We start from the raw sequence: 19,114 nt of genomic DNA, 5'->3' as shown, positions 1-19,114 counted from the left end.
ACCGGAGACTGCCGAGCCATGACCACCCCCGTCCTGACCGAAGAGATTGCGCTTCGCTTCGCCCGGATCGCGCTCGGCCATGTCCGCCGGGAATATCCGAACAAGCCGGATCATACGCTCGCCGGGCCGCAGGATGCGCGCACGCCCAGCGATCTGCATCCGGTGTTCTATGGCAGTTATGACTGGCATTCCTGCGTGCATAGCTACTGGATGCTCGCACGCCTGCTCCGGCGCTACCCCGGGATGGAAGCCGCCGCCGATATCGTCGCGCTGTTCGACGCGCAGCTCGTCCCGGAGAAGATTGCGGTCGAGTGTGGCTATCTCGCCAGGCCGGCGGCGCGCGGCTTCAAGCGACCCTATGGCTGGGGCTGGCTCCTGAAGCTCGCGGCCGAGCTGAAGGGGCTCGATGACGGGCGCTGGGGCAGGGCGCTGGCACCGCTGGCAGAGGCCTTCGCGCAGCGCTTCCGCGATTTCCTGCCGATCGCGACCTATCCGGTCCGTGTGGGCACGCATTTCAACACCGCCTTCGGCCTTCGGATGGCGGCCGACTATGCGGCTGCGACCGAGGACGGGGCATTCCTGACGCTGCTGCGCGAGACGGCGTTGCGCTGGTACGGCGCCGATGTCGATTGCCCGGCCTGGGGCGAGCCGAGCGGAGACGATTTCCAATCCCCGACACTGATCGAGGCGGAATGCATGCGCCGCCTGCTGCCGGCGGAACGCTTCCTGCCCTGGTTCGAGCGCTTCCTGCCGCATGTCGCGCAGAGCGAGCCGGCTATTCTGTTCAAGCCGGCCATTGTGAGCGACCGGACCGACGGCAAGATCGCCCATCTCGACGGGTTGAATCTCAGCCGGGCCTGGTGCTGGAGCGCGCTCGCCGCGGGGTTGCCGGCGGGCGATGCACGGCGGCCGATCATCGCGGATGCCGGGCGGCGGCATCTCGAAGCCGGGCTGCCGCATATCGCCGGCGACTATATGGGCGAGCATTGGCTCGCGACCTTTGCGGTGCTCGCCATCGAAGAGCGCTAGCCGCCGAAGCAATGAAGGTTGCTTCGACCGGGCGTGGCCCGAGAGGCCGGGGTTGCGAAGCTGCAACCCCGGGACCGGAGATACCCGGACAGACCTGCACAAGAACGCCCCGTTTGACGCCGAGCGCATCGTCATGACCGCAGCTCGGGCCCTCGCCGTTGCCCCCGCGCAATTGCAGCCGTCCCGCACAGCCCGAGCGGAAAGCTCTCCAGGACAAAGGGAGCGGACGTCTTGGAGACCACAGCTACGTAGCCTCGCCAGCACTAAGGCCGCGCTTCATGACGGGTTTGACGTCGGGGCAGGAGAAGGCGCGCGATGACCACGCGGGCCAATTCGGCCCATGTCGGACCGCCGGATCCATGCGTGGCCAGCTCAGGCGCAGATTACGGTAGGGGTTGGAGCGGGCAACGGGAATCGAACCCGGGTATTCAGCTTGGAAGGCGGTAATGCGGCCTGCCCATGTTCAAGTGCCTATCTCAACGCCAATAGATGGCAAGGTCATCATCGCCACTGAAGGCGATATCCTCGTGGCACCGGCTAACGCTCCCCACCGTTTCGAGAACATGGGGCCTGGGCACTTAGAGATGATTGACATTCACGCCAATCCGACCTTCGTCGCGGTATGGCTTTAGGCCGTGTACCCATAAACTTGGTTGCATGACGCGACGATTGCCATGCCTGCTTTGCTCACAAAGCGAATGAGGTCGTGCGGCACTGCAATATGCCGCGAAAGGCCAATAGCGGAAGTGGCGAGTTATTCGATTAGCTCGTCGGTTTAGCCATAAGCAACTCCCGGATTGCTTTGCCCAACTTCTATAATATAGCCATCAGGATCGCGAATGTAGCAGCGCGTCTCGCCGTACTTTGGCTTTGGCTCCGTGATGAAATCGGCTCCTCGACTTCGCCAAAGGTCGTAACACGCTTGAATATCTGCAACGCGGATATTCATAAAGCTGCTGACCAAATCGGGATTGGCGGGGACACTGAGCGTTACCGATGGTTTGTCGGGTGTCGGACCGCCCCCGGGGTTAACGAGGAGCCACGTGTTCGCGATCTGGATGTACCCCGGCGCGCCGCTGCTGTCGCCTCTGCTCAGAATGCGACCTCCGAAGACCGTTTCGTAAAATCGTAGCGATCGCTCGACGTCGGCGACGGTAAGAAAGTGCGCGACGGTAAACCCATCCTGCGGCGGCATCTGATAGGTTTTCTTCTCGACTTGTACCTGGCTCATAGACGACCTCCAATTCGGATTTGGTATTTCTCCGTTCGCCAGAGGCAGTGTGCAGGACCTGGTCCCGCGCTCGCTCTTGAGATACGCCCGTATAAATGGGCTGCATTTGCCCCGCCGCAAGCCAGGCAAGCCACGCGTCGATGACCGGCGGGTGATCAGCGGCATCCTTCACATCCTGACGACGGGTGGACGCTGGCGCGACGTGCCGCCCGCGTCAGTATGGCCAGGTCCCACCCTTCTGCGACCTTCGGAACGTCTGCTCAGGGGCGAGATCCCGCCTACCTTCCAGGAGCCGGTCGATGTGGGGCGAGGCGGGCACGCGTCACCGAACTTCTCGGGCGCACTGAGGAGGCGAAAACCCTTCCAAGTCAGATGCTTAAAGAGGCCTCGGCGGTCTTTGCTACCAAATGCCGGTGTGAAGCCCGCCAATAGTTGGGCTCATCCAGGGACACGACCGAGAATCACTCGAACGCTCGCGGCGTGCCATGTTGCCGCGATTCATAAATAGTTGGTCGAATCCTCAAGCTGCCGAACCATCGGAGGGGCAGTCTGAAGCCAAGCTTGATCCGGTGGTTGGCACGAAGTCGGGCCGGCTACGGCGCTATTGATGGCGCGCAGGCCCGCCATCGCACGAGCCACCTTACCGTCCAGACAAGTGATGAGATTGCCAGAGAGTGATGGAGCGGGCGGAGGGAATCGAACCCTCATAGCTAGCTTGGAAGGCTAGTGCTTTACCACTAAGCTACGCCCGCGCGTCTCAGACGCCTTATCAAACCCCCGACAGCGCTGCTAGCCCAAATCTGGCCACCTCGTCAGCCTGAACGTTTTTGGAGGTGGCGCATCAAGGCTGCTGCTCTACCATTGAGCTACACCCGCATCGGCCGCCAAATTCCCCATCGCACCGGCAGGTGTCAAGGGCCGCTGCGCCGTTTCAGAGCTGGAACATCCGTCTGTCAGAGTTTCGGCCAGGTATCGGACAGGCGATAGCCGGCGGGCCAGGGGTCGCCGGGGTCGAGCATGAGCTGGGAGGTGCCGGTCACCCATGCGCTGCCGGTGATTCGCGGGATGATCGCCGGTGTATCGCCGATGCGCGTCAGGCTCTCGATTGCGCAGTCGAAGCGGGAGCCGATGATCGACAAACCGGCGAAGGGCTCGCCGACGCCCAATTGTCCGCGCGCATGGAGCACGGCCATCCGCGCCGAGCAGCCTGTGCCAGTCGGCGAGCGGTCGATCTTGCCGGGGCGGATCGCCACCGCATTGCGGCCGGTCAGGAGGCCATCGATGCGTTCGACCGGGGCGGCGAACTGGCAGAAGGAAATGTGAGCCCACGCCGTATCGCCCGGATGGGTAAAGCCGAGCTGCTCGTTGGCTGCGCGGGTGATCTTCATGCCGGTCTCGGCGATCTCGCGGGCTTCGTCGGGAGCGAGCGCGAAGCCGAGGCGCGCTGCGTCGACGATGACGAAGCTGTCCCCGCCATAGGCGATGTCCACGGTGAGCGTGCCGAGGCCGGCGACCTCGATCGTCGCGTCGAGTCGGGCCGCGAAGGAGGGGACGTTGCGCAGGCTGATCGCCTCGGCCTTGCCATTGCGGCAGGTGGCGCGGATCTCGATCAGCCCGGCCGGCGCCTCCAGCACGATGTCGGTGTGCGGCTCCCGCATCGGCAGGATGCCGGTGTCGAGCAGCACGGTCGCGACGCAGATCGCGTTGGAGCCCGACATCGGCGGCGTGTCGGCCGGCTCCATGATGATCCAGCCCATCTGGGCGCGCGGGTCTTTGGGCGGAACGAGCAGATTCACATGACGGAAGACGCCGCCGCGCGGCTCGTTGAGCATGAAGTTCCGCAAGGTTTCGTCGGACGCGATGAAGCGCGACTGTTCCCAGATCGTGTCGCCCGGCGGAGGCCGCACGCCGCCGACGATGACATCGCCGACCTCGCCCGCGGCGTGGCAACCGACGACATGGATGATCTTCTGGCAGCGCATCGACGGACCCGGCAGGGATGGCGTGTGCCGACAGCCTAGTCAGTCCGGTCGCTTTGCAGAAGCCGAAGTTGAAGCCGCCCTTGCGATGCCGCCCCATGGCCGGCCAAACTCAAATCGGCATGGTCTGCCTTGGCTTGCGCCGATGTTCTGAGGCTTCGATTCAGTTTCGTGCCAGTCCTCGGGGTCGAATTGGCTTCTTGGCTGCCGTGCCGCGCCGCAGGCCCGCCGCCGATGGCTTGGCCGCTCCTTCAAATGGATGAGGCATCCGAAAGGCGGCTGGGCTGGAATGGGCGGAATGCAGCCGGGCGAGCGGCCATGACGAGCGCTTCAGCGATCAACCCCTATGATGCGGTGGCCTATCCCGGCCATTCATTCTCGCAGACCCATCCGGCCAGGCTGGCGACCATCGCGCATTTCCACGGCATGAGTCCGGGATTGCCATCGGAGATGCGCGTGCTGGAACTGGGCTGCGGGCGGGGCGGCAACCTGATCCCGATGGCGGCGCAATATCCGCGCAGCCGATTCCTCGGCATCGACCTCAGCGGGGATTCGATCCGGCAGGCGAACGCCAATGCAGACGAGCTCGGCCTGTCGAATGTCACATTCCGGCAGGAGGACATCCTCGAACTGACAGCCGACCTAGGGCGCTTCGATTACATCATCGTCCATGGCGTCTATTCCTGGGTGCCCGACCCGGTGCGGGAGCGGATCGTCGCGCTGTTCGGCGAGCTGCTGTCGCCGCAGGGCGTCGCCTATGTCAGCTACAACGCGCTGCCGGGCTGCCGCCTGCGCGATCTGGCGCGGGACGTCATGTTCTATGCGGTCCGCAATATCGACGAACCGCGCGAGCGGGTGCGGGTGGCGCGCGCGGCGCTCAAGGACGTCGCCGAAGCCAGCGATCCCGACAGCTATCACGGCGCGGCGCTGCGCCAGCGCCTGAAGCAGATCGACGAGCTGCCGGACAATGTCTTCTATCATGACGACCTGAACGCCGGGGCGCGGGCTTTTGCGCTGCACGAGGTCCTTTCCGCCGCCGGGCGGCATGGGCTGCAATTTCTGGCGGAAGCGTCGTTCCCGAACCTCTATGGAGCGGCCAAGGGGCCTGCCCAGCAGCTCCTGGCGCAAATCCCGATCGAGGAGGCCGCGCGGCGCGAGCAGATGCTCGACCTGCTGATCGGCCGCGCCTTCCGCGAGACGCTGCTCTGCCGCACCGAGCTGCCCTTGCGGCGTGGCATCCGCGCCGATGCGCTGCGGTCTTACTACCTCGCGGCCAATGCGCGGGTGGCCCAGCAGGCGACGGAGGAGGCAAGGCCGGGCGTCGAGCGTTTCGAGTTCGACGAGGGCGTGCGGCTTTCGGTCGATCTGCCGCTTTGCAAGGCGGCGCTCGGCGTCATGAGCGCGATCTGGCCGGCCAGCATCGCCTGGGAGGAGCTGGTCGCGCGCTCCTGCCGCGAGGCGGCCGGCGAACTCGGTCCCGATCTCGATCACGAGGTGGAGCGGCTGGACGAGGCGCTGATCGCGATCTTCAAGGCGGGGCTGCTCGACATCCGGCTGGAACCGCCGGCGCTGACGACGGAGATCAGCGAGAAGCCCGCCGCCAGCGCCATCGCGCGCTGGCAGGCGTCGAGCGCCCTGGAGGTCACGGATCTGCGCCACCGCACCGTGCAGCTCGACAGCCTCGTCGTCAGAAAGTTCGTCAGTCTGCTCGACGGCTCGCGTGACCAGCGCATGCTGCTCGACGACATCAACGCCTTCCTGGCCGAGACCAGGGCTGCCGGCATCGCGGTCACCAACCTGCCGGAGCGGGCGACGGCGGCGGAGGTGGCAATGCATTTGAAGGATGTCGCCCGCCTCGCATTGCTGCGCGCTTGAGGATTGTTGCCCCGTGATACGGGGCGTAACCTTGCGTCACGGACGATGAGGCGCGGACCATCGGGATGAGCGAGCGCTTCCGGCAATTCCAGGCGCTGTTTCCGGAGGAGGCCTGCCTCGCCGAGCTGATGCGCCTGCGCCATGGCGGGACGATCATGGCCTGCCCGGCCTGTGGGCGCGGTGCCTCGTTCGAGATGCGACTGAGGCTGCGGGGCTTCGCCTGCAACCACTGCCATTACATGATCCACCCCGCCGCCGGCACGCCGATGGAGAGGCGGCGCACGCCGCTTCAGCTCTGGTTCTTCGCCTTGAAGACCGTGGCCGAGCAGCCCGGGACCGGCGCGGTTGCGGCGATCGCGCGGGAGGCCACCGTCCCACAAATGACGGCGCAGCGGCTCGTCGAGGAGCTTTCGGCGCTCGGCGAACGCAGCAATGCGGCCTGGTTCGCAGATCTGCGCCGCTCGGTCAGCAACGGCACGGGCTCGCCAATGGGTGAGCTGGTTCGCGCCCAGCCAGCAGCACCGCCGGTCATCGCACCGCTTGGGAAGGCGGGCTCTGCCAAGCCCGCCGGACCGGCCGCAAAGGCGCAGTCATCGGTTTCAGCGCCTGCTTCGGCTGTCGGTTCGCCAGCGGTGAAGAAGCCCGCTTCGCCTGAAGGAGGATCCGTCCAGGCTCCAGTGCAGAGGAAGGGTCTTTCTCGAGGCCCGGCGATCGCTGCCGTGGGAGGCGGCATCGCCTGTATCGCGGCAGTGGTGCTCGGCCTCGCATATGCACGTCTGCAGCAGCCGGAGCGGCCGGAGGCCGCGACGGAGGATGTCGCGGCGACGGATGCTCCCGCCCTTAAGGATGGCCCGGCCCGGCCTTCGCTCATCCTGTCCTCGGTCGAGCAGGATTTGGAGGGCGCCCGGCAGGCGGCTCAGTTTGCGCTCGACAACGATCCGTCGCTGGCCGCGATCAAGCCGCAGGACGATCAGCCGACGCAGCAGGTGCCGGTCAATCAGCTGCAGCTGCCGTCGAACATTCTGCTGGTGCCGCCGAAGATGCAGGGCGCGCCGACGGGGCCGGTCACGCCCGGCGGCGCCCCGCAACCGCCACCACAGATCTCCAGCGGCGATCCCGACCAGATCCTGACCTTCGGGCCGATCAGGATCCGCCGGCATCTGGTCGACACGATCGTGCGCGCGAGCAAGATCGTCGGTGCCGATCCGACATTGCTGATGGCGGTGGCCGACAAGGAATCCTCCTTCTCGACGGCCGTGAAGGCTCAGACCTCCTCGGCGACCGGGCTCTATCAGTTCATCGAGCAGACCTGGCTCGGCGTGATCTCCGAATTCGGGGCCAAGCACGGGCTCGTTTCGGAGGCGAAGCTGATCGGGCGCTCCGGGCGGCAGTTCTTCGTCTCCGACGGGGCGCAGCGCCAACGCATCCTCGATATGCGGCGCGAGCCCTATATCTCGGCGCTGCTGGCCGCGGAAATGCTCAAGCGTGACACGTTGCGGCTCGAGCGGGCCATGGGACGTCATCTCACCGGCGGCGAGATCTACCTCATTCACTTCCTCGGCCCGGACGCGGCGCAGACCTTCATCGAGACGATGGAGGAGACGCCGGGCGTCAAGGCGGCGGAACTGCTGCCCAAACCCGCCCAAGCCAATCGGCCGATCTTCTATGCCGATGCCGGCGGCGAGACCAAGACGCTCTCGGTCTCCGAGGTCCACAAGAAGTTCAACGATATGATCAAGGTCAGGCTCGATCGTTACAGCGCGGTCAGGCCGAGCATGGGGCCGGGGCTGGCGCGCCCGCAGCCGAAGAAATGACGTGTTTCGCCGCGCGCGATCCCGCCTGCGGCCATTCCCTCCCGCCTCGGGAGGCCTCGAAAGGAGAAAGCTCATGCCGGCGAACCGTTTCGAGCAGGTCGACGCGCCGCAGGCCGATGCCATCACGCTCAGCCTGAGCGAGCGCGGCGGCGAGGCCTTCGGCCGCGTGCTCTGCCCGGCCGAGTTGGCCGCCGGGCATCTGGTCAATGATTTCGTCAGTGACGAATTGTCGGCGAAAGACGCCTTCCGCACGGCGATCCGCCTCGCCAACGAACTGCGGGCGCCGATCGTCGTCGCGGATGCCGACGGCGTCTGGCAGGACGAGTGGGGCGTGCTCTGTCGGGAGGAGTGACGGAGAGGTCCGCCGGACAGGCTCCGCCATGCTCGGGCTCGACCCGAGCATCTCCTGCAAGAGATTCTCGGGTCTGCGCTTCGCTCCGCCCGAGAATGACGCTCCGCCCGGAACCTACTCGATTCGGAAATACTTGATGGCGAGGCCGAGCTTGCCGGTCTGCCGGGCGAGATCGAGCTTGAGATTGGCGAAGAATTCGTTGGCCGGCGCCGGGTTGGGGCCGGAAAGCGCCGGCAGGGGCTCCTGGCTGACGAGCGCGAGCACGGTCTGCGGACGCGCCGCCCCGCCGGTCGATTCGAGCTTGAGGTTGAAGGTGACCTTGCCGCCTTCGCGCTTCATGAAGCTCTCCAGATTATAGACCAGCCCGTCATCGCCGATCAGCACGACATCGAGGTTCTGGCCGCCACCGGCATCGACCGAGCCGTTGAGGACATCGCCGCTCTTCATGTTGAAGGCGCCGATCTGTAGGCGGGGGCTGCGATCGATCCCGATGCCGGGCTGGCGCAGGAAATCGACCATCGGGCATTGAGCGCTGGTGACCGGGCGCAGGTTGATCTGGGCCTCGAAGCCCTGTGCGGCCTTGAAGGCGTTGTCGAAAGCGATGAAGGGTGCCGCGGCGCTGCCGAAGCCTTCCAGCGTCGCCCTGCGGTCGTCGATCTCCTGCGGCCAGAGGAAGAAGCAGGGGCCGCCGTCATAATCGCGAACGTAGCGCTCGACGCGTTCGGCGGGCGTGCGCGGCTCGGGCTCCCGGGCCATAGCTGGCTGGGCTTGCGAAGCCGGCGGATTCGCGGGCGGGACGGAAGGCGGGGGCGGCATGACCGTGGCCTGGGGCTTCTCGGCGGGCTTCGCCTCGGGCAACGGCGGCTTGACGGCAGGCTCGGCAGCGGGCGGGCGCGAAGGCTGCGCCGGTTCGACGTTGGTTGCGGTCTGTGGCTTTCCAGTATTCTGCGGGGCCGCTGCGGCAGGCGGTGGCGTCGCAGGCGGCGCAAGGGCCGGTGCGGCAGGGGGCTGGGCAGTGGTGCTCGGGGCGGTTGCGGATTGCGGCGGCGGCACCGCCGGAGCTTCCGCCAGAGGTGGCACGCCATTGCTGGCGGCGGTGCCGTCGGCGGTCGAAGACGGCCGCTCGGAGAGGGAAGGCGGGGCGGCCTGCTGCAGCCGCGCCGTCTGGGCCGCCTGGTCGGCCTGCAGCGTGCTCCAGGCATAGAAGCCGCCGCCAGCCAGCAATGCCAGCACCCCGACGCCCGCGACGAGCGCCAACGGCGAGCGCTCCTTCCCGGTTGTGCCCGATGAGGCTGCTGCCCTTTTTCCTGCTGCAGGAGATTGCCAGGCCGCGACCTCTGCCATGTCGGCCGGGCGGTCCTTCGGATCGGGCGCCAGCATGCGCGCGAGCAGCGGACGCAGGCGTGCATCGGCGCCTGAGAGATCGGGCAGGCGGCGGCGTTTGTCGAGGATGTCGACCTGCGAGCCGCCCATGTCGATGGCGCTGCCGGTCACGGCCTGCGCCAGCACCAGCGCGAAGGAATACATGTCCGAACGACCGGTGATCTCGCCGCCGTAAAGGCCGAGCTGTTCGGGCGAGACATAGTTGTATTTGCCGGCGAAGCCGGAGCCGATGACCGTGCCTTCGCCGAGGATGCTCGAACGGGCGATGCCGAAATCGATGATCTTGGCGCGGGAGGGGTCGCCACCGGGCAGGATGATGTTGTCCGGTGAGATATCGCGGTGGATGATGCCGAGCCGATGGGCGGCATGCAGGCCGGGCGCGACGCGCTGGCGCAGGATGTCGGCTTCCTCGATCGAGAGCGGCCGCTCCTTGATGCGCTCGGAGAGTGGCTGGCCGTCGACGAACTCCATCGCCAGATAGGGCGTCTCCGTCACCGGATCGATGGCGAAGACGTAATAGCGGACGATGGCTTCGTTATAGAGGTTGTGCAGGGCTGCGGCCTCGCGCCGGAACAGCGCGATCACGGCCTCGTCGCGGGCCATGTCGGGGCGGATCATCTTGATCGCGACCGCGTCGCCGGTCTGGATGGCGCGGCCGCGGTAGACCTCGCCCATGCCGCCGACCGCGATCAGGCTCTCGATCTCGTAGATGCCATTGAGCCGCGTGCCGATGCGGGCATTCGCGCGCGGCGCGAAGACGGTGCGCTCGGAGTCGTCGCTCATGGCGTGGTGCTCCCTGGCGTGCTGGCGCCCTGCACGCGCCGGTTTGGCATCCAGAGGGTCTTCTCTGGCGTGCCCTGCCGATAGCGGACGATGACGATCGTGACGTTGTCGTGCGCGCCACGTTCGAGCGTCAGCGCGAGCAGGGCGTCGCAGGCGGCCTGCGCCCCGCCGGCCTTTACGGCCTGCAGGATCTCGCCGTCGGCGACATGCTCGGTCAGCCCGTCCGAGCAGAGGACGAAGGCGTCGCCATCGGCGATCTCGCCGTTTTCCAGATCGAGCTCCGGGCGCTCATGGACGCCGATCGCATGGGTGATGACATGGCGGCGCGGCGAGCGCCTGGCTTCGTCGGGTGTCAGCAGGCCACGGTCGACCATGTCCTGCACCTCGGTGTGATCCCGCGAGACCTGCGCGATATGTCCGCCGCGGACGAGGTAGATCCGGCTGTCGCCCGACCAGAGGCAGGCGAAGTGGCTGTGGTGGATGAGCAGCGCGACAAGGGTCGCGCCCATTGTCGCTCCGCGCCGATGGGTCTGTTCGCGCAGGGTCTGGTTGGCCTTGAGCACGCTGCCTTCCAGCATGGCGAGCAGATCGGGCGCCGAGCTGGCCGTTCCGACCGCTTCCAGCGCCCCGACCACGGTCGCGCTGGCGAGCGCGCCGTTTTCGTGGCCGCCCATGCCGTCAGCCACGGCCCAGAGGCCGATTTCGGGGCGGAGGATGAAGTTGTCTTCGTTGGCCTTGCGCACCTTGCCGGTGTGGCTGATGCAGCCGGTCTCGAAATCGGAGGCCTCGCGCGGGGTGTCGATCATGGCGCAACCCTCATGAGCCGATGCGCTCGGGTTGGAGATGGGCATCGAAGCGGCCGGTCAGCAAGCCTGAAAACAGATAGGGGTCGGGCAGGGACTGTCCCGTCAGCGCCAGCGGCTCGAAATTCGGCCCGCCCACCGTCCAGAGATAGCAGGCATGGGCATAGGCCCGGGCATGATCTTCGACGCGCAGAGCCGCCAGCCGTTCCGGAAAGCCGGAGGTGATCGCGGCGCTGACGATGGTGCCGTCCGAGAGGCGCACCATATCCTGCGGCGGGGCGGCGAGGAGGTGGTCATGTGGGACGGGCAGGGCGGTCAGCCGCTGCGCCACGGCTTCGTAGCTGGCACCTGGATCGAGCGCCTGCAACAGGAAATCCTCGATGGCCTCGAACCATTGGTCCTGCGGGTCGAGCTCCGGGGGCGGGATGGCGGCGCCGGGGCCGGCGGCGGCGAGGACGGTCAGCGGGAAGTAGCGGCCGACGCCGTCGACCGAGGGCATGAAGGCGCCCGCGACCGTCTGCCCGCCGGCTTGGGCGCCGCCGAGCCAGAAGCGCCAGATCGGCGCGTTGAGATAGGCGTCCTGCCAGCGATTGCCGAGTTCGAGCCGGCTCGCCGTCAGCCCGCCTTGCAGCCATTTCTCGTAAAGCGCGAGGAAGCCGGGGGGAGCATTCAGCGCGATGAAGTCGCGCTTGGCGGGAAGCTTGCCGAAAAGGCCGCAGGCCACCCTGTCAGATCCCCGAAGGGCAGCGGATTTCCCGCAGCGCCGGCAGGATCAGGGGGTTCTTGAGCGAGCCGACGCCGAAGGAGTAGCCGACCTGCCGGCCGCCGGCAGCGAGCGTGAAGCCGACATTATCGCCCTGCTTCAGCACCGAGCCGGCATCGAGCAGGCGGAAGAAGGACCAAGTGCCGTCCTTCTCGAAGAGCTTGGCCTCGCCCTGAGGTCCCTGCGAGCCCGAGGAGAAGAAGCCGCCGCCGAACATGCCGCCGGAATTGTTGCTGCCGCCGCCGAGCGTCAGCGTCACGGCCGTCTTGCCGACGCCGCCGCCCGGCCACATCACCGGCGCCGGGGTGTTGACGCCCTGCTGGCTGGTCACTGTGAAGCCGTTGATTTCGAGCTTGGCGGCAGAGGCGTCGGCCGAGAGCGCTGTCGGCGTCACCACCATCTGGAAGGAGGGCAGGTTGCCGCCGGTCGGGAAGAAGGCCTCCTTGATCTCGCTGGCGCGCTGGAACTCGCGCAGCGTCGTGGGAGACAGGGCGCGGGCGACGCGGCTGTCGACCCGCCAGCTCCATTGCGGCTTGGAGGTGTCAACGAAGGGCTCCAGCCGCTCCTTATAGAACTTGTCCATGATCTGGCCGGGCGCAAAGAGCCGGGCGAAATCGGCGAGCGGCACGTCGCGGGTGCTCGCCTTGGTGAAGGGATAGCGGTTGGTGACGATCTCGTTGCAGACGCCGGTGACCTGCTCGGCCAAAGCCTGCCTGAGCAGCGCGACGGTGGCGCCGGTGGCATCGCCCTCGAAATCGTTGACCGCCTGGATGATCATGCCGTCGAAGGGGGCGGGGTAGCGCGAGGAATTGGCGCGCAGGGTCGCGATCAGCGGGACGAGCGACGCATTGGCCGCCGCCGACTGCGCCGGGTTGGTCGCGGCGATGGCGAGGTTTTGGCTGATCTCCGAGAAGGTTTGGAGGAGCTGGTCCACCGGCCGGCGCCCGAGATCGCCGTCGACCACGACGTGATAGGGCTTGAACTGGCTCTCGATATCGGCGCCGAGCGAGACGTCATTGCCACCGGCGAGCACGCGATCGACGCCGGCCGAGGCCATCGGCAGGTTGGTGCCGAGCCGACCCAGCGCCTGGCTGGCGCGCTCGTCGAGGGACTGCGCCACGTTTTTCGCGGCCGTCTGCGCCACGGCCTTCTTCGCGTTCGGGCGCTCCTTGGTGAGCTGGGTCTCGTCGCGCAGCGATTCGAGGAGCTGCTTGAAGGGCGAGGTCGCGGCCGAGATGGCGCTGAGCGCGACATAGCGCGGCTTGTCGGCGTTGAGCGGTCGCAGCTTCAACCGCCGCAGCGTCTTCTGCCAGGTCGCGACATAGTCGCGGCTGTAGAGCTTCATCAGGTCCTGGAACAGCGTGGCATATTGGGCGGTGATCGCCTGCTGGTCGACATTCTCGCCCAGCACCCAGCGCTCCTTCTCGATGCGGTAGCCGATATCGCCGAGCCGGCCGATGAAGGCGTTCTGGAAGCCCTCATAGGTATAGAAATAGGGCACGCGGATCTGGTCGAGATCCTCGCCGCTGACGCCTTCGAAGACCAAGCGGACGTCGGAGCCGCCGCGCTGCGAGACGACCCAGTCTTTCGCGCTGTCGCTGCGGGCCTGCGTGCGCAGCAGTTCATAGGCGCGTTCGGCTATGCTGAGGCGGCGCAGCGTGCGCTGGCTTTGCTCGATCAGCGACTGGTTGAGCTTGACCATCGGCTCGGTATCGCCCTCGTCGAGGTCGAGCATGGCAGTCAGGTGCTCCTCCAGAGCCTCACGGCCCTTGGCGTTTGCGGGACCGGGGAAGAGGTTCTCGGCCCAGTCGAGCCGCATCCAGGAGATGACGAGATCGCGGTCCAGCTTCGCCTGGCCGCCGATCATCATGTAGACCTTGAGCGCCTCGTAGACGAAGCCGGGATTGTTGGCCTGCTGCTCGAGCTGCTCCTCCAGGCGGAAGATGATGCGCGGTCGCAGCATCCGCTCCAGCGCCTGCTGATAGGTGATCTCGGCCGCGTTCTGCAGGCGCTCGCGCTGGCTGAGCCCGAAGGTGGCGAGCGTCGGCGTCGGCTCGTCCTGCGTCGCATAGCCGGCCGGCATGTTCCTCAGCTTGTGCAGCAGCGGCAGGACGCGGCTGAAATTGCGGTCGGAGATCGTGGTTTCCTGCAGCACAGGCGCGGCGGCGCTGCGATAATCCGAGAGGCCGTAATTGGTCGCGGTGATCAAGTCGCTGTTGCGGGAGAAGCTGGCCCACCAGAGGCCGAGCGCGGCGAGCGAGAGAAGCGCGACCGTCGCGAAGCCGGCGATGCGCAGCGCGGTCGAGCGGCGGGCGGCGCCGAGATCGGTCGAGACCCAGCCGGATTCGCCGATCACCACCTTCTGGATCAGCTCGGTCAGGAAATAGCTCTTGCCCTTGCCCGAGAAGGCGGCCGAGCCTGCATGGTCCGAGCCGAAATTGCGCGAGAGCGCGCCGATCAACTGGTCGATCGGCGTTCCCTCCTGCGTGCCCGAGGTGAAGTAGAAGCCGCGCAAGGTCGCGTTGGCGTGGTAGCGCGTCGGCTCGAAGACGCGGGTAAGGAAGTCGACGATCGAGCGTTTCAGCGTCGCCATCTGGCTCGGGAAGCCGAAGATCTGGGCGCGCGAGGTCGGGTTGTGCTCGTCCTGCAAACGGTCGGGCAGGCGCTCGTTCAATCGCTCGATCAGCGCGTCGTATTCCGGCGGCACATCACCGATCATGTTGCGGGTCTTGTCGGCGGTCTGGAAGGTGTGGCCCCAGACCATGCGCCGCTGTGGCTCGGTCAACTGGCCGAAGAACTCGTTGAAGCCGGCGATCAGGTCGGCCTTGGTGAAGACGGCATAGACCGGGAAATCGACCTTCAGCCGCTCGTGCAGTTCGAGCAGGCGAGAACGGATCGCGTCGGCATGGGCGCCGATCTCTTCCGGCGATGAGGTCAGCAGGTCCTCGACGCTGATCGCCACAAGCACGCCGTTGATTGGCTGGCGCGGGCGGTTGGTCTTGAGCAGGTCGAGGAAGGCGAACCAGCTCGTCTTCTCGGCCTTGGTGTCGGTGTCCTGCGTGGTGTAGCGGCCCGCGGTGTCGATCAGCACCGCGTCCTCGGCGAACCACCAGTCGCAATAGCGCGTGCCGCCTGAGCCGGCGACGGCCGACGGCGTCGCGCCCCGCGCCAGCGGGAATTTCAGACCGGAATTGACCAGCGCGGTCGTCTTGCCGGCGCCGGGCGGCCCGATGATGACGTACCATGGCAGGTCGTAGAGGTAGTCGCCGCCCTTGCCGCGCGCGCTCTTCAGCGTCGCGAGCGCATCCTTCATGGCGTTTGAGAGAGCGGCGCCGTCCCCAGTGGGCTCCGCCTTCTCCAGCGCCTCGGTCAGCGCGGCGGTGGCTCTCAGGCGGCGGATGACGATAACGGCGATCCAAGCGAGCGCGCCGACGAGCAGCAGCACGGCGATTGGCATCCGCACCCAGAAGGATTCGAAGGGCCTGACGTCGCCGAAGGCGAGGAAGGGGCCGCCGAACCAGATCAAAGCCGCGAGCGCGAGCGCGCCGATCGGGATAGCGAGGATGCGGAGCCAGGTGGCGAGATTCATGCGCGCCTCCTCAGCCCTGGCGCTGGATCAGGATTTCGACGCGCCGGTTCTGGGCGCGACCGGCGGGAGTGGCATTGGGGGCGATCGGCGCGTCCGCACCCTTACCCTCGAAGCCGATGCGGTCGGGCTTGCTGAGCTTGGTTTTCAGCGTGTCGCCGACCGCCTTGGCGCGCGCCTGCGAGAGCTCGACATTGGAGGGGAAGCGGGCGGTGCGGATCGGCACGTTGTCGGTGTGGCCGACGACCTTCACCGCGCCGCCCTCCTGCTCCAGCACGGCGGCGATGCGCTCGATCAGGGGCTGGAACTCGGCGCGCACGGCCGCTTGCCCGGGTTCGAACAGGGTGATGCCGGTCAGGCGGACGATGACGACGTTCGGGGTCACCAGGCAGACGATCGGCGGCTGCACCGCGGCGCAGACTTTGGGTGGCTGCGGCGGGGGAGGCGGTGGTGGCGGCGGGGCCGAGAAGACCTTGCGCATGATGCCGACCTCGCCCTGGGGATGGACCGAGAGCAGGGCGGTCGATGCCGCTTCGGCATTGCCTGAGAGCAGCGCGCGGAAGACGAAATAGACGCCGAGCAGGGCGACGGCCGCGATCGCCGCCACCGACCAGACCGGGATCTTGAAGCCTGCCACGGTCGCCGCGATCGCCTGCCCGCGCCAGCGCGGCGACAGTTCGGGATCGGGCTGCTTCACCCGGCGCAGTGTCTCAAACAGGTTGCGCTGGATGATCTGCAGGTTGTTGGCGCCCCCGGACGAGGTTCGGTGGATGCCCTGGAAACCCAGCGCCAGGCAGGCATGCATCAGTTCCAGCAGATCGTAATTGACCGACGGATCGGCCTTGGCCTTGTCGAGCATCTCGAAGAAGCGCACGCCGCCGATACGCTCGCCGAAGAAACGCGAGAGCATGCTGTACTGCGTCCAGACATGGCGATCGTCGCCGGGGATGTTCTGGACGATGTCGTCGGCGGTTGCAGCCAGCACATATTTTGCGGTCTGCGCCGTCTCGGCCGATACGCCGGCGGCCCGAACCTCATGCTCGAAGGCTTCGATGGACTCACCGACCTGGCCGAGTAGCTGAGCGAAGGGGGCGTTGGAGAGGTTCGCGCGCATCCGGCCGAGCAGAAGCAGGAGCGGGCCTGCGGCGCGCAGCAGGGGATTGGCGTTCGGCGTCAGTAACTGCTCCCGGCGCGGCAGGGACTGTCCGCCGCCGGGAGGCTGCGGCGCCTGCGGACGCTGCGGGATCGGCGCCGGCTGCGACATCCACTCGTCCCCGCCGCCGGGCACGGCGGGCGAGGGGACCTGCGGCGGCTGGTAGGGCTGGGGTGCCGGCGGCGGGCCCGGCGTGGGCGCGGCGGGAGCGGGCGGCAGGGGCGTGCGGCGCCCGCCGGGGTTCGGCCGGATGATGGTTCGCTCGGAACGGCCGAACGGGTCGGACGAACCGTCGTCGCTCATCGCCTGCCCTCCAGAACGGCCCAGAGCTCGAGCTCGAGATCGGGCCAGTCACCGGAAAAATGCATGCCGATCGAACTCGCCGTACTGAACTCCGGCCAGAGCGGCGAGGTGCGGTCGAGGTAGAAGTATACATGATCCGTGAGCGCGCGGATCTGTGGCGGCGGCGTCGGCAGATGGACGAGATTGATGCCCGGCAGATGGGCATGGACGATCTCGTTCATCTTGGTGTTGGGGCCGACCTTGAAGAGCTGCGGGAACTGCGCCTGGATCTCGGTTAGCGGCCGGCGCGCCGCCACTTCCAGCACGAGCGTCGCGTTGCGCACGAGGCTGCGGTCACGGATCGTCGACATGAAGGCGTTCTGCGCGCGTTCGACGATCTCCAGCCGGATGGCGCGGCGGCCGAGATTGGCGGAGAGGAAGTCCTGGATGTCGCGCACCACCGGGGCAAAGCAGTTCTCCAGATCGTCATGGTCATAGGCCGGGTAGTCGCGGGCGCGGCGCTCGGCCGTGGTGAAGGTCGCGAGCTCGCCGGCAAGCGCGAGGAAGGTCGTGAACAGCCGCTCGGGATGGATGAAGCGCGAGCGGCGCATATGCCTGAGCACCGGGATATTGCGATTGAGAAGCTGGAGCACGAAGTAGTCGGCGCTCTGCAGGCCGCCGCCGGCGGTCGGGTCGGCGGCGTAGCGGGCGAGTTCCTCCAGCTTGTTGTCGATCCAGCCGATGACACGGTCGAGCCAGCCCTCGATCACCGGATAGGCCGAGCAGATCAGCACCGGCGGGGCGAATTTCTCATCGAAGAGCACGGCGCGGTCGCGCACTTCCAAGATGCGGCCGAGCGCCAGGCCGACATAACCGGCCTTGGACGTCTTGCGCAGCTCCAGCGTCAGGCGCGGATGGGCGACGTCGATCTCCTCCTCGGTCCGCAGCGAGGCGGTGGAATCGATCAGCATCTCGTTCGCCGGGACATAGCGGCTGGCCGAGCTGTTCAAGGCATCCTCGACCTCGCGTGTATTGGCGGCGGCGAGCGGCAGCGAGAGCCAGACGAGCTGGCCGGCGGCGTTCTCCGGCACCTCGATCGCGGCCGGAAGCGGGCTGTTGTCAGGCAACGCGAAGGGCGTGCCGTCCGGCATTACGCCGACGGCGCGGCGCAGGCCGATGCGGCTCTGCTGGGCGAGGTCGCGGTCGATCTCGAGCGCCGAGAACCCCCATGGATAGGGCGTGAGGGTCCTGACGCGGCTTTCCAGCAAATTCTCGAGGTAACGATCGCTCTGCTGGAAGTGATGCGGCCTGAGGAACAGCCCCTCCGACCAGACGACCTTGCTGTACCACGACATTCCGGTCTCGCTCACTCGAAGGCAGGCATGGCGAGTTTATCCGGGCGATAACCCAGCGTCACCAAGGGAATGCTAGCGCGCCCGCGCGCCGGCCGCCGTCATTGACTTGAAGGATGCGGCGTCGGGAAATTCGGCGCAGTGCTGTCGCTGCCGAACCCGTTCCGGCCAGGGAGCGATCACCGAGGGAGCGATCATGCCGAAAGGGCCTGCGGCTCGCACCACCGACTCCGTGATCCACCCCCTGCCGGGTATTCTCCAGCCCGGCCCAGGCAGCCCGAACGTGCTGATCGGCAGTCTGCCGGCCTGGCGCGGCGCCCCGGCCGCTGCGGCCGCGGCGATCCAGTCGGCGAAGGCATCCGCCGACGCGACCGTCCAGGCGGCCGAAGCCGCGACGCTCGCCGCTGCCGGCACGCCCGGCGCGCCGGCTGCCCTGGCGGCCGAGATCGCGACGAAGAACGCGGTCTCCGCCAGCATGGGCGCGCTGATCACCGGCGCCTCCGGCGGCGCCGACATTCATAACTGCCTGACGCCCGTGCCACCTCCCGTGCCGCACGGTCTCGGCGTCGTCGTCGATGGATCGCGGACCGTGCTGATCAACAATCTGCCGGCCTGCCGGATGGGCGATACGATCGTCGAGGCGCTGGGGCCGCCGAACAAGATCATCATGGGCTTGCCGACGGTCGTCATCGGCGGATGATCCCGGATCGATTCAGGATATTGGCGCAA

At 67.0% G+C, this 19,114-nt stretch carries 14 protein-coding genes, 1 tRNA gene and 1 pseudogene; 7 read left to right on the top strand and 9 right to left on the bottom strand.

Annotation, left to right across the window (positions count from 1 at the left end; all coding sequences use genetic code 11):
* Positions 1–18 precede the first annotated feature (18 nt).
* The gene (locus tag AB4Z16_RS18895; protein WP_441512882.1) at positions 19–1,029 is read left to right on the top strand and encodes a DUF2891 domain-containing protein; all 1,011 of its coding nucleotides are present in this window, start codon (positions 19–21) and stop codon (positions 1,027–1,029) included.
* Positions 1,030–1,475: 446 nt separating this feature from the next.
* Positions 1,476–1,661, top strand: coding sequence for a cupin domain-containing protein (locus AB4Z16_RS18890; protein ID WP_441512881.1), 186 nt, complete (start codon positions 1,476–1,478; stop codon positions 1,659–1,661).
* A 143-nt stretch (positions 1,662–1,804) separates the two neighbouring features.
* On the opposite strand, the gene AB4Z16_RS18885 is transcribed toward AB4Z16_RS18890, so the two are convergent.
* Positions 1,805–2,260 (bottom strand): VOC family protein, encoded by a 456-nt coding sequence (locus tag AB4Z16_RS18885; RefSeq protein ID WP_441512880.1) that lies wholly within the window; start codon positions 2,258–2,260, stop codon positions 1,805–1,807.
* 76 nt (positions 2,261–2,336) lie between these two features.
* Here AB4Z16_RS18885 and AB4Z16_RS18880 point away from each other — a divergent pair.
* Positions 2,337–2,498 (top strand): annotated as a pseudogene (locus tag AB4Z16_RS18880) (transposase); the annotation flags it as partial.
* A gap of 440 nt (positions 2,499–2,938) precedes the next feature.
* Here AB4Z16_RS18880 and AB4Z16_RS18875 read toward each other — a convergent pair.
* Positions 2,939–3,012, bottom strand: a tRNA-Gly gene (locus AB4Z16_RS18875).
* Between the two features lie 201 nt (positions 3,013–3,213).
* On the bottom strand, positions 3,214–4,242 hold the full coding sequence (locus tag AB4Z16_RS18870) for a trans-3-hydroxy-L-proline dehydratase (RefSeq protein WP_441512879.1): 1,029 nt from the start codon (positions 4,240–4,242) through the stop codon (positions 3,214–3,216).
* A gap of 315 nt (positions 4,243–4,557) precedes the next feature.
* Between AB4Z16_RS18870 and AB4Z16_RS18865 the strand changes: the two genes are divergently transcribed.
* The 3 genes from AB4Z16_RS18865 to AB4Z16_RS18855 all read left to right on the top strand — a co-directional run bounded on the left by AB4Z16_RS18865 (position 4,558) and on the right by AB4Z16_RS18855 (position 8,280).
* A complete protein-coding gene (locus AB4Z16_RS18865) occupies positions 4,558–6,114 on the top strand; it encodes a methyltransferase domain-containing protein (RefSeq protein ID WP_441512878.1) in 1,557 nt (518 codons plus the stop codon).
* Between the two features lie 65 nt (positions 6,115–6,179).
* Positions 6,180–7,928 carry a transglycosylase SLT domain-containing protein gene (locus AB4Z16_RS18860; protein ID WP_441512877.1) on the top strand — a complete coding sequence of 583 codons (1,749 nt, stop codon included), beginning with the start codon at positions 6,180–6,182 and terminating at the stop codon, positions 7,926–7,928.
* A gap of 73 nt (positions 7,929–8,001) precedes the next feature.
* Positions 8,002–8,280, top strand: coding sequence for a hypothetical protein (locus AB4Z16_RS18855; RefSeq protein WP_441512876.1), 279 nt, complete (start codon positions 8,002–8,004; stop codon positions 8,278–8,280).
* 114 nt (positions 8,281–8,394) lie between these two features.
* Here AB4Z16_RS18855 and AB4Z16_RS18850 read toward each other — a convergent pair whose 3' ends face one another.
* Genes AB4Z16_RS18850 through tssK form a run of 6 tightly spaced genes read right to left on the bottom strand, consistent with a single transcriptional unit; the run spans position 8,395 to position 18,388 of the window.
* Positions 8,395–10,446 carry a serine/threonine-protein kinase gene (locus AB4Z16_RS18850; RefSeq protein WP_441512875.1) on the bottom strand — a complete coding sequence of 684 codons (2,052 nt, stop codon included), beginning with the start codon at positions 10,444–10,446 and terminating at the stop codon, positions 8,395–8,397.
* On the bottom strand, positions 10,443–11,252 hold the full coding sequence (locus AB4Z16_RS18845; RefSeq protein WP_441512874.1) for a PP2C family protein-serine/threonine phosphatase: 810 nt from the start codon (positions 11,250–11,252) through the stop codon (positions 10,443–10,445). The genes AB4Z16_RS18850 and AB4Z16_RS18845 overlap by 4 nt, the downstream gene beginning before the upstream one ends.
* Positions 11,253–11,262: 10 nt before the next feature.
* Complete coding sequence (gene tagF / locus AB4Z16_RS18840) at positions 11,263–11,973, bottom strand: type VI secretion system-associated protein TagF (protein ID WP_441512873.1); 711 nt, start codon at positions 11,971–11,973, stop codon at positions 11,263–11,265.
* A 4-nt stretch (positions 11,974–11,977) separates the two neighbouring features.
* Positions 11,978–15,601 (bottom strand): type VI secretion system membrane subunit TssM, encoded by a 3,624-nt coding sequence (gene tssM, locus AB4Z16_RS18835; protein WP_441512872.1) that lies wholly within the window; start codon positions 15,599–15,601, stop codon positions 11,978–11,980.
* 10 nt (positions 15,602–15,611) lie between these two features.
* The gene (gene tssL, locus AB4Z16_RS18830; RefSeq protein ID WP_441512871.1) at positions 15,612–17,054 is read right to left on the bottom strand and encodes a type VI secretion system protein TssL, long form; all 1,443 of its coding nucleotides are present in this window, start codon (positions 17,052–17,054) and stop codon (positions 15,612–15,614) included.
* A complete protein-coding gene (gene tssK / locus AB4Z16_RS18825; RefSeq protein ID WP_441512870.1) occupies positions 17,051–18,388 on the bottom strand; it encodes a type VI secretion system baseplate subunit TssK in 1,338 nt (445 codons plus the stop codon). Before tssK ends, tssL begins: the two co-directional genes overlap by 4 nt.
* Positions 18,389–18,581: 193 nt before the next feature.
* Here tssK and AB4Z16_RS18820 point away from each other — a divergent pair, with 193 nt between their 5' ends.
* Positions 18,582–19,085 carry a PAAR domain-containing protein gene (locus AB4Z16_RS18820; protein WP_441512869.1) on the top strand — a complete coding sequence of 168 codons (504 nt, stop codon included), beginning with the start codon at positions 18,582–18,584 and terminating at the stop codon, positions 19,083–19,085.
* Positions 19,086–19,114: the final 29 nt, after the last annotated feature.

Source organism: Allobosea sp. TAF32 (assembly GCF_052113585.1).
Lineage (GTDB): Bacteria > Pseudomonadota > Alphaproteobacteria > Rhizobiales > Beijerinckiaceae > Allobosea.
This window is presented reverse-complemented; position numbering and strand designations above follow the sequence as displayed.